4 protein-coding genes are annotated in these 15,898 nt (G+C 64.2%); 3 read left to right on the top strand and 1 reads right to left on the bottom strand.

The window, feature by feature from the left end:
- Positions 1–58: 58 nt before the first annotated feature.
- A complete protein-coding gene (locus tag AC3WLP_RS12745; RefSeq protein WP_088512756.1) occupies positions 59–10,885 on the bottom strand; it encodes a peroxidase family protein in 10,827 nt (3,608 codons plus the stop codon).
- A 545-nt stretch (positions 10,886–11,430) separates the two neighbouring features.
- Between AC3WLP_RS12745 and AC3WLP_RS12740 the strand changes: the two genes are divergently transcribed.
- The 3 genes from AC3WLP_RS12740 to AC3WLP_RS12730 are packed head-to-tail and all read left to right on the top strand — an operon-like array spanning position 11,431 to position 15,844.
- Positions 11,431–13,167 carry a type I secretion system permease/ATPase gene (locus AC3WLP_RS12740; RefSeq protein WP_014753516.1) on the top strand — a complete coding sequence of 579 codons (1,737 nt, stop codon included), beginning with the start codon at positions 11,431–11,433 and terminating at the stop codon, positions 13,165–13,167.
- Positions 13,168–13,173: 6 nt separating this feature from the next.
- The gene (locus AC3WLP_RS12735; protein WP_012052828.1) at positions 13,174–14,514 is read left to right on the top strand and encodes an HlyD family type I secretion periplasmic adaptor subunit; all 1,341 of its coding nucleotides are present in this window, start codon (positions 13,174–13,176) and stop codon (positions 14,512–14,514) included.
- Between the two features lies 1 nt (position 14,515).
- Complete coding sequence (locus tag AC3WLP_RS12730; protein ID WP_088512757.1) at positions 14,516–15,844, top strand: TolC family outer membrane protein; 1,329 nt, start codon at positions 14,516–14,518, stop codon at positions 15,842–15,844.
- Positions 15,845–15,898 lie beyond the last annotated feature (54 nt).

The raw sequence follows: 15,898 nt of genomic DNA, 5'->3' as shown, positions 1-15,898 counted from the left end.
AAAAGGGGCTGCTGCGCAGCCCCCCTGTTGTACCCGTAACAGCTAACCCCAGCGCCCCTCAACCGGCCAGGATGAAGTCTGCGGAGGTCACCGTGGTTGCCTCTGCCACCCCCACCAAACGTATGGAGTCGGCAGCACCGATACTTACCAAGGTGTCCGCACCAACATCGGCGATGGTCACACTGGCGCCAAAGGTGGCTGCGGTAATGTTGAGGGCGGTGATATCCAGCCGGTCCTGGCCACCCGCCGCAATGGCATCAAAATTGATGATCAAGTCGTTGCCAAAGCCTGCAGCGAACTGGAACACATCGTTGCCATCGGTGGCTATCAGGGTGTCGTTACCGGCCCCACCCACCACCGTATCGTTACCTGCCGCACCGTTGAGGAAGTCGTTGCCGGCCCCCCCGATCAGGGTGTCGGTACCCACGTCGCCGAACAATGTGTCGTTACCATCGCCGCCCTGCAGGGTGTCATTGCCGTTGCCGCCATCCAGGCTGTCATCGCCAGCGCCCCCGTTCAGGTTGTCGTTACCGGCCTCCCCCAGCAACGTGTCGTTGCCGCCACCGGCATCGAGGCTGTCGTCCCCCCCTCCACCGCGCAGTTGGTCGTCACCCAGGCCGCCGAACAGCTGGTCGTTCCCGGCGTCGCCGTTGAGGGTGTCGTTGCCGGCATTGCCGTTGAGCACATCGTTACCGCCGTCGCCGCTGAGCGTGTCATTACCTGCCCCACCGTCGATGATGTTGGCCAGCCCGTTACCCGTGCCGGTGAAGTTGCCCACCCCGGTATAGGCCAGGTTCTCGACGTTGGCCGCCATGGTGTGGCTGGCCAGCGTGGTACGCACAAGGTCCGTACCGGCCCCCGTCGCCTCGACCACTACATCCCCGGCGTCATCCACCACATAGGTGTCGTTGCCCACGCCACCCACCAAGCGGTCGGCACCCGCACCGCCGTTGAGCAGGTCGTTGCCGGCCCCCCCCGTGAGGGTGTTGGCCAGCGCGTTACCGGTACCGGTAAAGGCGCTGCTGCCGGTATAGGTCAGGTTCTCGACGTTGGCACCAAGGGTGTAGCTGGCCAGGCTGGTCTGCACCTGGTCCGTGCCACCATTGAGTGCCTCGGTGACCGTATCCCCGGCGTTGTCGACCAGGAAGGTATCGTTGCCGGCACCGCCATTCATGGCATCTGCGCCAAGCCCGCCGTTGAGGGTATCGTTGCCATCCTCGCCATTGAGGAAGTCAGGGTCGTCACCGCCATTGAGGATGTCGTTGCCAATGCCACCGAACAGCTGGTCGCTGCCGCCCAGGCCGTTGAGCGTGTCGTTGCCGCCCAAGCCCGAGATCACGTCATTGCCTGCGCCACCGGTCAGGGTGTTGGCTCCATTGGTACCAACCAGTACAACACCCGGTGGCACGGTGACTGCAGCGGTCGCCGCCGAGGTCAGCGACTCCAGGGTGCCGAAGCCGTCGGTGTAGCGCACGATCACCCGCAGCTGCTGGTTACCCTGGGCGAAGCCAGGGGTGAAGGTGGCCGCCGTAGCCCCGGCGATATCGGCGAAGGTGCCGCCGGTACCTTGCTGCCACTGGAAGCTGAAGGCCCCCAGGCCGTCGATGTCGGCAATTGCGCCGGTGAGCGCGGTCAGCGTCTGGCCCTGGTCGGGCGTGGTGTCGCTGATCAGCAACGCACCGGTCGGCGCATCGTTGACGTTGGCCACCGGGTCGAGGATGTCGGAGGCGACGCTTTCCTGCACGCCAAAGTCATCCACGTAGCTGACCACCACCCGCATGTTCTGCCCCACTTGCGCCTGGGTCAGGACGAACGTGCTGCTGATGGCGCCGGCGATGTTGACCCAACCGACACCCCGGTTGGACTGCCACTGGAAGGTGAACTGAGGGTTGCTCAGGCCGTCGGCGTCGACGATGGTGGCCGGGTTGGCGGTGAGCGTTTGATTCTGCACCAGCAGCCCGGTCACGGTCGGCCCGGCGCTCGGCGCGCTGTTCGGCGTCGAATCGACGATTTCCAGCGTGCCCTTGGCATCCTGGTACACCGCACGCACGCGGATGTTCAGGCCGGCGACATCGTCCGTGACGCGGTAGGTCGTACCGGTGACCCGTGTCGCTTCACCAGCGGCCACAACCGTGATGTCTTCATAAACCCCGGAACCCGGCAGCGCCTCGACTTGCCAGTAGTAGGCCACGGGGCCGTTCACCGCACCGGTCGCATTGGTTGCGCTGACATTGTCCGCGTCATGCACGGCGAGGTTGCTTACCCTCAGCAGCTGGCCACTGACTGGCGTATCGTCGCGCAGGCCGGTGGTAGCATCGAGAATCGCCAGGTGGCCGGTGGGGCCGGCGTTGACTGCCGTACCGACGCCAGAGGCCTGCGAACTGTCAGAGAACTGCAGGCGCTCAATGCCGGTCAGGTGGTCGACGCCATCGCGACCGGCCACCAGGTCGGTGACGGTCACCGAGTTGCCATCGACCACCACGCTGTAGTCGGTGGACACCCCAGAGTACACCGCCGTGTCGTAGTCGTCGGTGCCGCTGAGGATCTCCCGCACGATCACCAGCTGGCCCGGCTTGTAGGTGCCATTGAGCATGAACGGCACCATCGGCTCCATGCTGTTGAAGCTGGCGATTTCCGGGCCGGTGCCATCAGGGTTGGCGCGTACGCTGATGCGCACGTTCAGCCACTTGTCGCCGTCGAGGATATCGTCGCCACCCCGGCCTTCGAGCAGGTCGCTACCGCTGCCGCCGAGGATGATGTTGCCACCGTCATAGAAGGTCGCCCCGGCCGCCAGCAGGCCGGCCAGGCCGTCGATCAGGCTGATGTTGGTCAACACGCTGCCGTTAGCACCTGCAGTAGGCAGCGAGGTGGCGTCTTCGCTGTCGCCGCGCAGGAAGTCGCCATGCGCCGAGCCCGACAGGCCTTCCATGATGTCGAAGCGCACCAGCGTCGAAGCGCCCGAACCCGGTACCAGCGGCACATCGAAGAAGCGGTCGCTCATGTCGATGGACACGCCTTGGGCCAAGTCCTTGAAGGTTGCCCAGTCATAGCCCGAGCCACCAATGTAACGGTCGCCGAACCCCAGGCTGCCGACCATGATGTCGTCGCCGCCTTCACCGTTGAACTTGTCGTTCTCGTTGCCGCCGACAAATACGTCGTTACCGATGATCGGGTCGTTGCCGAGCGGGTCGAAGTTGTCGCCAGGCGCGCCGTCCGAGGTGCCCTTCTCGATCCAGTCGTCACCTTCGTTGCCCATGTCCTGCTCGTTGGCCTTGCTGCCGAGGATGAAGTCATTGCCCTGACCGCCGATGGCTTCGGAGGCGTCCTCACCAGTGACGATAAAGTCATTGCCGAAACCGCCGATGATCAGGTTGATGCCATTACCGCCGTGCAACACATCGTTGCCGTCGCCGCCCTGGATGTTGTCGTCACCGCCCATGTCGCTGATGATGTCGTCGCCGGCCCCACCGCGCAGCTGGTCGTTACCGTCACCCCCCTCGATGCGGTCGTTGCCGGCATCACCCCAGACCGTGTCGTCGCCTTCGCTGGAGACCAGAATATCGTCCCCGTTGGTGCCGCCCAGCACGATGTGCTCGGCACCGGCATAGCGGATGTAGTGGGTGTCCGGGCCAGCCGTCAGCGGGCTGTCGCGGAACACCACCTGCTCGCCGTTTTCGCCCAGCGGGTCGGCGCTGCCAAGGCCCTCGTTGTACTGCTTGGTCTGGTCCAGTTCCAGGTAGAAGCCAGGGTCGGAGAACACTAGGCCTGGCAGGTGGGTGGCTGAGCTGTTGGCCATGATCAGCTTGGCGAACGAGTTGCTTTCCAGCTCGGCGTTCATCGACAGGCCCGCGGTGCGCTCCAAATAGTAGAAGCGGTCGCCGTCCTGCAGTTTCTCCATCTGGTTCTCGAATACAAAGTTGAAGGTGCTGCCGAGCATGCCGCCAAATGGCGCTTTTGCTTCCGCCAGGCCGCCGATCCACAGGTCGATGGCATCGACACCGGTCACGGTGACTGCCTTGAGGTCATCGGCAGTACCCAGTACACCGTCCTTGCCGGGCAGGGTCACATTGGCCCAGGCGCCGCTGCTGTTGAGGAAGTCCATGCGGTCGGCGGGTGCGCCATCGCCGCCGAACACCAAGGCCATGGCCGCGGCGCGTTTTTCCAGCAGGGTGGTGGCAGCGGTGATGGTGCTGTGGGTGCCGTAGGCCGCGATGAAGTTGATCAGCGACTCTGGATGTTTCAGGTGTTGCACCAGGTCGACCCAACTGCTGTACGGTTTGAGCTGGGTATCGCCGGTTTGCCCGTAGATTTCACGGCGCACAGCGTTCAGCGAAGGGATACCGACGTCGCGGCCACGGGCGATGTTGATCGCTGGCAGGTCCAGTGGCAGGCCGAGCAGGTTGTTGCGCAGCGCCTCGGTGACGAACTCGTCGATTTCGTTACCGGCCTGGCGGGTGACCCCGCGCACGATGGCGCTGGTGGCGTCCTCGGGGGTTACGCCACTGGCGGCATAAGCCAGCGGGTTGAGGAAGGCCGCGATCAGCCCCAGTTGCTGGTCGGGGTTGGCGCTGGCCGGGTCCTGGATGACGTTGAAGTCGATGTCGAAGCGGTCGACAGTCTCGGTCAGCATCGAGTGGCCAAAGCGGTACACGGTGTGGGCGAACTCGGCCACGATCGAGGCATCGAGGTCGACGTCGTACACCTGGGTCGGGGCAAAGAACAGGTCGACCCGAGGTTGCACGGTGCGGGCGAACTCCTCGAACACCAGGTGCTGGTACTGCATTTCGGTGCCGAACTTGGCCGCCTGGAACAGCCGCTCGCCATTCCACACCAGGGCATCGATCTCGGCCGGGGTGACTGGTAAGGCGCTGACGGGGTTGAGCAGCCACTCGTTGAGGAAGGCCAGGTCACCCGAGTCGAGCACGGTGTCCATGGTCTGCGCCACCAGCCGGTTGTGCTCGGAGTGGAAAATCGCATGCACGGCGGTCAGGCCGATGTTCTCGTTGACCCGGCCGTCACCGGCGATGTAGTGCGCGTCCAGCAGTTCGTTGTCGTAGGCCAGGTTGGCACCGGTCTGCGGGTTGACCGGCACGGCATTGCCGGCAACGTTGTCGGCATCCGGCGCCAGCACGCCGCCACTGAACACCGGCACGGCATTGTGGGCGATGTCGGCAAGGAACTGGTGCCCGGTACGCACGGCGTTGGTCAGGTCGAGCGGCGCCAGCGGGTTGCCTTCGACCTCCTGGTCATCAGCGGTGCCGGCAATACCGTCCAGGCCTTTCATCACCACCATCGGGTAGCCGTTGGGCCCTTTGATGAAGTTGCCGTAGGCGTCGGTGGCCAGCAGCGGCACGTTGTCGACGTCGGCATCGGTCAGGTTGATGCCGAGCAGGTCGCGGGCCTGGGCCTTGACCACCTTCCAGGTGGCCATGCCGCCGATCTCGGTGTCGTCGGCCGTGCCGAACCGCCCATCAGCGCCCAGGTCGCGATTGGTGATCAACCGGCCCGTGGCGACCGGGCCGTCGTCAGTCATGAGATAGGCGCGCAGGAACACCTGGTGCGAGGGATGCGAGCTGTAGGTCTGGTTCTGGTCGACGAACGGCGTGGTGGTGTTGGTGTGTTCGCGGATGTCGTCGGCGTTGCCAAGGATGCCGTCCGGACCAGGCAGGTTGGTGGCACGGGTTACCACCATGAAGTTGGTGAAGCCACCCTCCACGTACAGCGGGTCATCCGGTTGCAGCGGGATGTAGATGGTACCGGAGCCGCCCTTGGTGACCAGGTCCAGGCCATGGTCGAAAAACTGCCCGAAGAAGGTCATCCAGGCGTTGAACGGCGCAGACAGCCCGGCATCGGCAGCGGTGTTCTCGAACAGGTACACGTCATGGTCGTCGGTGGTGCCGAACTGGCCGTCCATGCCCGGGCTGGCGACGATGCGCACGCCATCCTTGAGTACGTCGTCGTTGCCTGCGGCGCCGAAGTTGAGCACGCCATCGGCACCCGGGTCATACGCGGTGGCATAGGCTGCCGGGTTGTTGGAGGTCTGGTCGACAATCAGGTTGCTGATGGTACGTGGCTGCGAATCGAACACCGGCCCGCTGGTCTGCTGGTACGACGACCCCGGGATCGCCGGGGAACCTGGGCCGAAGAAACCGGCTGGCGCACCTTCGGCCGGGTTGAATACCGGGTCGGTCACGCGCGGGAAGACGTTGTCGGCGGCACCGTACTGGGTGTTGTTGTTGCCGTTCAGGTTCATCAGGTTGTTGTTCGAGCCATCCACCGCACGCAGGCCCATGGCTGCGCGGACGTTGGGGATCAGCGAGAGGATGTCCTGCCCGGCGGCATCGGCCTCGGCAATCTTGATTTGCGCGAGGATGAAGTTCAGGTCGGAGCGCACCATGTGCAGGCCGGCACCGCCGTCACTGGCATCCACCACCGGGGTGGCCACTGTCGGCACCACGGGCGCGCCAGGTTGCACCACGGTGGTAGGCTGCGAGTACAGCACTTCGGTGGTGCCATGGGCATCCTGATAGATCGCCTTGACCCGCAGGCTCAGCCCGGCCAGGTCTGGCGACACCTTGAACGAAGTGCCATCGGCGCTCTGGAAGGCCAGGTCGCCGGCCGGTAGCAGGATGATGTCCTGGAACACACCGCTGCCCGGGTCGGCCTCGAACTGCCAGTAGTAAGACACCGAACGGTCGGCGAGCGAGCCCGTCGGGTTGCCCGCACTGATATTGTCGGCGTCGAGCACAGCGGCCACGCTCACCGTCAGCATGTCACCCACGGTAATCGCACCGCCGTTGCTGTCGAGCAGGGTCGGGCTGCCGGTGGGTTGTGCGTTCACCCCCTCCACCAGTACGCGCTGGCTATCGGCAAACTGCAGGCGCTCGATGTGCAACAGGGTATCGACGCCATCGCGGCCGGCCACGGTGTCGGTCACGGTCCAGACGTCATCGGCGACATCGGCGGTGCCCTTGGTGTTCTGGGTCACCAGGTACTCGCTCTGTAGCCCAGAGAATATTGCCGTATCGAAGGCGGCCCCGCCGGTCGAAGTCCCGGGCAGGATTTCGCGCACGGCCTTGAGTTGACCGGGGTTGTAGGTGCGGTCAAGCATGAACGGAATCATGTCGGCCATGCTGTCGAAGCTGGCGATTTCCGGGCCGGTGTGGTCGACGTCGCCAGGGGCGTAAACGGCGATGCGCACGTTGAGCCACTTGTCGCCATCGATCAGGTCATCGCCACCCCGGCCTTCGATCAGGTCACTGCCATTGCCGCCGAGCATGATGTTGCCGGTGGCAAAGCCGGTGGTGGGCAGGCCGGCATCCGCCAGGAACTGCTGCAGCCCACGTATCAGCGCCACGTTGGTCAGCGCACTGCCGGTGGCGCCGCCATGGTTGAGAATGGTCACGGCATCGACGTCGTCGCCCTTGAGCACATCGGCGTAGGCCGAACCGGACACCCCTTCGACCTCGGCGAACCTGTCCAGAATCGATGCCGGCGAAGCGCCCACCGGGTTGAACACGCCAGCGTTCTGGTTAGGCGCGTTGCCATGGGGCTGAGCCAAGGCGGCCAGGCTGAGGTCCACGGTGACACCCACGCGGTCATTCTTGTTGGTGACCCAGTCGAAACCGGACATGCCGTCCATTTTGTCTTGGGCATCGCTGCCGACGAAGATATCGTCGCCGCCCTCACCGATCATTTCGTCAAAGCCGCCGCCCCCGACGAAGATGTCGTTGCCAATGACTTCGTCACCCAGCAAGGGTGCGAAGTTGTCACCAGGTGCGCCGTCCTGGGTGCCCTTCTCGATCCAGTCGTCACCTTCGTTACCGGTAGGTGGCAGGTTGGTCTTGGCGCCGAGGATGAAGTCGTCGCCCAGGCCACCGAAGGTGGTGCTGATGTCTTCGGTGGTGATGATGAAGTCCTGGCCATCGCCGCCCAGGATCAGGTTACCGGCAACCCCCATGCTGCCAGCGACGATCACGTCGTTGCCGGCGTTGCCTTCCAGGCGGTTGTCGCCGAACGAATCGGTGATGATGTCGTCGCCCGCGCCACCCAGCACCGCGTCGTTGCCGGCACCGCCTTCGAGCAGGTCATCACCGGCATCGCCATAGAGGGTATCGTCGCCTTCGCTGGAGATGATGATGTCGTTGCCAGCGGTGCCACCCAGCACCACATGGTCTTCACCGGTGTAATGCAGGAAGTTGCCGTCTGACCCGACAGTATCGGGGTTATCGCGGATCACCAACGGAACGATTTCAACCCCGTTGATCTCGATGCCGCCAGTGGGGTCGGCCTTGCCGTCGGCACCCAACCCGGTGAACTGGTTGGCCTGGTTCACTTCCAGGGTGAACGTGGGCGTGAGGAACACGGTGTTGGACAGGTGGGTGACGTCGGAGTTGGCCATGATCAGCTTGGCGAAGGAGTTGTTTTCCAGCTCCGTACCAAAATTCATGCCCGCCGTGCGCGACAGGTAGTAGAAGCGGTCACCGTTCTGCAGCGCTTCCAGCTGGGTTTCGAAGACAAAGTTGAAGCTGGAACCGAGCATGCCGCCAAACGGCATTTTCTTCTCGGCCAGGCCGCCGACCCAGAAGTCGATGGCGTCGACCCCGGTCACGGTCACCCCGGCAATGTCGTCGGCCGTGCCGGCGATGCCGTCCGCGCCGGCCAGCGTCACGTTGGCATAGGCACCGGTGCCGTTGAGGAAGTCGAGGCGGTCGAGGGGGGCGCCGTCTCCGCCAAGTACCAGTGCCACGGCGGCGGCGCGCTTGGCGGCCTCGGTGGTGGCCCCGGTAATGCTGCTGTGGGTGCCGTAGGCGGCAATGAAGTTGATCAGCGACGCCGGGTGCTTGAGGTGGTCGGCAAAGTCGACCCAGCTGATGTAGGGCTTGAGCTGGCTGTCGCCGGTGGCGGCATAGAACTCGCGGCGGGCCTCGTTCAGGCTGGGGATGCCGGTATCACGACCACGGGCGATGTTCAGCGCAGGCAGGTCAAGTGGCAGGCCGAGCAGGTTGTTGCGCAGGGCTTCGGTGACGAACTCGTCGATCTCGTTGCCCACCTGGCGGGTAACGCCGCGGATGATTGCGCCCGCCGCTTCATCGGCCGTGGCCCCGCTACCGGCGAACGCCAGCGGGTTGAGGAACGCGGCAATCAGGCCCAACTGCTGGTCGGGGTTGGCCGGGTCGGCAGAAACCGGGTTGAACGCCGGGTCGTAGCGGTCGACGGTTTCGGTCAGCATCGAGTGGCCGAAGCGGTACACCACATGGGCGAACTCGGCGAGGATGGCCGGATTGATCGAGGTGTCGTAGCCGTTGGGGGCGAGGAACTCATCGATCTGCGGCTGGATGGTGCGGGCGAACTCTTCGAACACCAGGTGCTGGTACTGCATCTCGGTGCCGAACTTGGCAGCCTGGAACAGCCGCTCGCCATCCCACACCAGCGCGGCGATGTCGGCAGGCGCGGTGGGGATAGCGGTGACGTCGTCGATCAGCCACTCATTGAGGAACGCCAGGTCGCCCGCGGCCAGCAGAGTATCCTTGGTCTGCTGCACCAGGCGGTTGTGCTCGGAGTGGAACACATGGTGCACGGCGGTCAGGCCGATGTTCTCGTTCACCCGGCCGTCACCGGCGATGTAGTGCGCGTCGAGCAATTCGTTGTCGTAGGTCAGGTTGTTGCCACCCTGCCCGACCGGCTGTGCGTTGCCCACCAGGGTGTCGGCGTCAGCCTGCAGCACACCCCCAACCACCACGGGCGCGGCATTGTGGGCGATGTCGTCAAGGAAGCCATGCCCGGTGCTCACGGCATTGGCCAGGCTGATCGGCGCATTGCGGTCGCCCTCGACCAGCTGGGTGACGTCATCGGCGGTGCCAGCAATGCCATCGGCGCCGTTGTTCACGCGCACGACCACCTGCGGCATGCCGTTGGGTCCGCGCAGGAAGTTGCCGTAGGCATCGGTGGCCAGCAGCGGCACGCTATGCACGTCGGCATCGGTCAGGTTGATACCCAGCAAGTCGCGGGCCTGGGCCTTGACCACCGCCCAGGTAGCCATGCCACCGCTTTCGCCGTTGCCATCGTCGGCGGTGCCGAACTTGCCATCGGCGCCCAGATCACGGTTGGTGATCAGGCGCCCGGTTGCCACCGGCTCACCTGCGGCGTTGACCGTGTATTCGCGCAGGAACACCTGGTGCGAGGGGTGCGAGCTGTAGGTCTGGCTCTGGTCGACAAAGGGCGAGGTGGTGTTGGGCTGGCTATCGTCGGCGGTACCCACCACGCCATCGGCGCCGGCGGTGCGCACGGCGCGGGACAGCACCATGAAGTTGGTCGGGCTGCCGGCCACGAACAGGGGGTCGTCCGGGCGCAGCGGGATGAACACGATGTCGGTGCTGCTCTTGCTGACCAGGTCCAGGCCGTGGTCGAAGAACTGACCGAAGAAGGTCATCCAGGCGTTGAAGCCGGCGGTCAGCCCGGCGTCTGGCGACACGTTGGGGATGAAGAACACAGGCTTGTCGTCTGCGGTGCCGAATACGCCATCGATACCAGGGCTCATCACCGGCGCGGCACCGCCGTTGGCCTCGACGGCGGCCGGGTTGTTGGCTGTCTGGTCGACGATCAGGTTGCTGATGGTGCGCGGTTGCGAATCGACGACATTGCCGGTGCCGACATAGTTGGCGCGGTAAGACGCTTCGAGCAGGCGCAGGAACGAGTTGTCGGCTGCGCCGAACTCGCTCTGCCCGGTGACCAGGTTGTTGTAGCTGCCATCCACCGTGCGCAGGCCAAAGGGTACCTGGCTGTTGGGCAACAGGTCGATCAGGCTGGCGCCATCGGCGTGTGCCTCAGCGATGAAGATCTGTTTGAGGATGAATTCAAGGTCCGACTTGCTGAAATTGGCCATTGCAGTTGCCCTCGATCTGTCCGGAGATGACACAGGGCAACAGGGTCCTTCCCGCGCCCAGTCAGTGTTGACGTGCGCAGAATCTGGTTGGGTGTACCGGGCTCAGTAGCCCAGCACTCGTGTGCTGAAACCTCTGGCCTCTTCTTGGCAAGCTGGCCCCCCGTTGCAGGAGGGGCCCTGTAAACCGTGCGCAACAGGTGTAACGCACGTGCATCGATCCCAGCTCGCACAGGGCCCGAATACTTCAGACTAAAGTCGTAGGCCAAAAGCTTGTCAATATTTCGTCAAAAAAATCTCGACCAATGATAATTCGATGCAACTCACTGTTTTCCTGTGACTTATGAAAAGTTCAAAGTATTTATAGAGCAAAATGATATTACGGAATGTTTCGTTGCAACCTACGCTGCTGCATGTGGGAGCAACGCAGCGTTTTGGCCAATATCGCCATCAGAGCGACCCGCCTGCGAGCCGACCAAGAAGCCACAACTACCGTTTTACGGGGCGCCGCAAGGGCTTCCCGCTTTGTGATGAAGGGAGGCCCCCCGATGGCTAAGCCACCACGCACCCGCTCCGAGCTGGCCGACGTGCTGTTTCGCTTGCGCCGCAGCTTCTACGCCCTGGCCGCCTTCAGCGGTGTGATAAACGTCATGATGTTGACGCCAGCCATTTATATGTTGCAGGTGTACGACCGCGCCCTGGTCAGCCGCAATGTCACGACCTTGGGCATGCTCACCTTGCTGGTGGTCGGGCTGTTCCTGCTGATGTCGGCCCTGGAGATGGTCCGCACCCGGGTGTTGATAAGGGTGGGCAACGGCCTGGACATGAGCCTGAACCGGCGCCTCTTCAGCGCTGCCTTCGAACGCAACCTGAGCCGTGCCGGCGGTAACCCGGCCCAGGCCCTGCAGGACTTGGCGCAGGTACGGCAGTTTCTCACCGGCAACGGCCTGTTCGCGTTCTTCGACGCCCCCTGGACACCGATCTACCTGCTGGTTTGTTACCTGATCCACCCCTGGCTCGGGCTGGTCACCACGATTGGCTCGCTGATCCTCGTCGGGCTGGCCTACCTCACTGAAAAGGCTACGCAAAAGCCCTTGGCCGAAGCCAACCAGGCAGCCATGTCGTCAGCCAGCTACGCCAACAACAACCTGCGCAACGCCGAAGTGATCGAAGCCATGGGCATGCTGCCGTCAATCGGCAAGCGCTGGTACCAGGGCCACTTGCGCATCCTGCAGATGCAGACCCTGGCCTCCGACCGCGCGGCGCTGATCAGCAGCACCGGGCGCTTCGTGCGCATCACCCTGCAATCGCTGATCCTCGGCACCGGCGCGCTGCTGGCGATCGAGGGGACGATCACCCCCGGCATGATGATCGCCTGCTCGATCCTGACCGGCCGAGCCCTGGGCCCGGTGGAACAGGTAATCGCCGCGTGGAAGCAACTGCTGGGCTGCCGCCTGGCCTGGGGCAGGCTCAATGACCTGCTGCAGGACTACCCGCAACGGCCACCGAGCATGTCGCTGCAGCGGCCAATGGGCATGCTGGCCGTGGAGAACGTGATCGCCGGCGCCCCTGGCAGCAGCACCAGCATCGTACGCGGAGTGAGCTTCAGCCTGGCCCCGGGTGACAGCCTGGGTGTCATCGGCCCTTCGGCCTCGGGCAAGTCCACCCTCGCCCGCCTGCTGGTAGGTGTGTGGCCGGCCCAGGCCGGCAAGGTGCGCCTGGACGGCGCCGATATCTTCACCTGGAACAAGGCTGAACTGGGCCCGTGGCTGGGCTACCTGCCGCAGGACGTGGAGCTGTTCGAAGGCACCATCGCCGAAAACATCGCCCGCTTTGCCGAGGTGGACAGCGACGCGGTGATCCGTGCCGCCCGCAGCAGCGGTGTACACGACATGATCCTGCGCTTCCCGCAGGGTTACGACACCCGCCTGGCCGCCGATGGCAGCCCATTGTCTGGCGGCCAGAAGCAACGCATCGCGCTGGCCCGCGCCCTGTATGGCGAACCCAACCTGGTGGTGCTGGACGAGCCCAACGCCAACCTCGATGACGTGGGTGAAAAAGCCCTGGTCGATGCCCTGGCCGAGCTCAAGGCACGCGGCGCCACGGTGGTGCTGATTTCCCACCGGCCCAATGTGCTGTGCGCAGTCGACCAGATACTGATGCTGCGCGACGGCGGTGTGCACATGCTTGGCAGCCGCGACGAAGTGTTCGCCGCGCTGCGCAAGGCCGCGGTGATTCCGGCAACGGCTGCGGCACCGCTGGCTTCGGTCAAAGTACGGGAGTAACCAACCATGCAGATGACTCAACATGCCGAACTGATCCCCGCCGAGACCAGCCACCTGATCGACCTGGACGCGGGCCGCCCGGTACGCTGGGGCGTATGGCTGGTCATCGCCGGCTTCGGCGGCTTCCTGCTGTGGTCCTGCCTGGCGCCACTGGACGCCGGCGTGGTCGCCACCGGTACGGTCAAGGTCACCAGCAACCGAAAGGCGGTCCAGCACCTGAGCGGTGGCACCGTTGAAGCGATCATGGTGCGCGAAGGTGATGTGGTGAAGAAAGGCCAGGAAGTGGTGCGCCTCGATGCCCTGCGCGCGGTGGCCGAACAAGGCGCTCTCAGCGCCCAGTACATCGTCAGCAAGACCGTGGAAAACCGCCTGGAAGCCGAACGCGATGGCCGCGATACCGTGACGTTCGACCCTGCCCTGCTTGAACACTACGCCAATGACCCACGCCTGCTGGCCGCCATGGACCTGCAACAGCGCCTGCTCGATACCCGCCGCGCGGGCCTTGCCGGTGAACTGAGCATCCTTGAAGAAAACCTGACTGCCTCGGCAGTGCAACTGAAGGGCCTGCAGCAGGTGTACGGCGCCCGCGCCTCGCAGATCGGCTTCCTCAACCAGGAACTGCAAGGCACCCGGGTACTGGCCGCCGAAGGTTATGTACCCCGCAATCGCCTGCTGGAGCTGGAGCGCAGCAATGCCGACCTGTCCGCCGGCCAGGCCGAAAACCTCAATAACATTGCCCGGGCGCGCAGCCAGGCCACCGAGATCAAGCTGCGCATCCTGCAGCGCCAGCACGATTACCTGAAGGAGGTGGAGTCGCAACTGACCGATACTGCCAAGGAAAACACCACCCTGGCCGATCGCTTGCGCGCACTGGACTATGAAGTGACCCACACGGTGATCCGCTCGCCGATCGACGGCATGGTGCAGGGCCTGAGCATCGCCACGGTCGGCGGCATCATCCAGCCCGGGGCCAAGATCATGGAGGTGGTGCCGCTCGACCAGCCGCTGCAGGTCGATGCGATGATCCCGGTGCAGGCGATCGACAAGATGGTCCCAGGCCTTGCCGTGGACATCGCTTTCCCGGCCTTCAACCATGCGCAGACACCGAACATTCCCGGCCGGGTAAAAACCATTTCCGCCGACCGGCTGCTCGATGAAGAAAGCAAGCAGCCGTTCTACCTGGCCCAGGTCGAAGTGACGCCGGCCGGCATGGGCCTGCTGGGCAGCAACCACATCCGCCCCGGCATGCCTGCCACCGTCACCATCAAGACCGGCGAGCGCAACCTGCTCAGCTACCTGCTCAAACCAATGCTCGAACGTGTGGACGCCGCGTTCAAGGAGCAATGACATGAAACGCCCATGCCTGATGGTGTGCCTGCTGGGAGTTGCCGTACAGGCCAGTGCCATGGACCTGAAGCAAGCCTGGGACCTGTTGCAGTACCAGGGCCCGGTCTACCGCGCTGCCGTGCATGAAAAACATGCCGGTGGCGAAAACCGCGCCATCGGCGAGGCCGGCCTGCTGCCGCAGATCAACGCCTCGGCCTACTTCAACCAGGTCAATGGCAGCCAGCGCCAGAATGGCCAGGACAATGACCTCGACTATGACTCCAAGGGCGCCAACGTGCGCCTGCGCCAGCCGCTGTTCAACAAGCAGAAGATGGCCGAGTACCGCCAGGGCCAGCAACGCGCCGACTACAGCGTGGCGGTGTTCGATGCCAAGAGCCAGGACGCAGCGGTGCGCCTGGCCGACGCTTACTTCGACGTGCTGCTGGCCAGCGAAACCATCACCCTGGCCAAGGCCAAGCTGAGCGCGTTCGAGGAACAGCTGGCATCGGCGAAGCGGCGCAAGGAACTGGGCGCCGGCACCATCACCGACGTCGACGAGTCGGTGGCCCGGCGCGACCTGGCCGAGGCCGACCTGATCGACGCCCAGGACAACCTGGTCAATGCCCGGCGCAAGCTGGAGGAATACATTGGTGAAACCCCGCAGGCGTTGACCACCCTGCAGGCGGGCTTCAGCACCCCGCCGCTGATGCCGGGCAACCTGCAGGAGTGGCTGGTCAAGGCCCAGGCTGACAGCCCGCTGATTCATGCGCGCCGGCACAGCTACGCGCTGGCCGAGGAAGAAGTCAACCGCGCCCGCGCCGGACACTACCCGACCCTGGATTTCGTGGCGGGTTACACCGCGGGCAGCAGCCAGTCGATTTCCGAGCTGAACCAGCGCAACCACTACAGCTCGATCGGGCTGGAGCTGAACATCCCGCTGTACAGCGGTGGCAGCACCCGTGCCCTGACCCGCCAGGCCAGCGCCAACAGCGCCAAGGCCCTGGATGAACTGGACGCCACTCGCCAGGAGGTGATTTCCAACACGACCCGCGAGTACCGTGGCGTGCAGAGTGGCGCCCTGCGCATTCAGGCACTGGAGAAGGCCGTGACCTCCAACGAGCGTTCGCTGACCTCGACCCGCAAGGGCTTCAAGGAAGGTGGCACCAGCACCAACTCGGATGTGCTCAATGCCGAGGAGCTGCTGTATGACGCCCGCCATGATCTGTTCGAGGCCAAGCTCAACTACCTGATGTCGCGCCTGCGGCTGGCCTCGTCGGTGGGCAGCCTGGGGGATGATGATATCGAGCAGATCAATGATTACCTGGGGCCGGAGCTGATAGTCAGCAATTGATAGCGACCTCAAGCTATGAAGTGCCCCTGCACGAGCAGCCTTGTACTGCGAACA

It is taken from the genome of Pseudomonas sp. FW305-E2 (assembly GCF_058782925.1).
The sequence above is the reverse complement of the archived record's forward strand: the minus strand, read 5'-3'. Positions and strand labels throughout refer to the sequence as shown.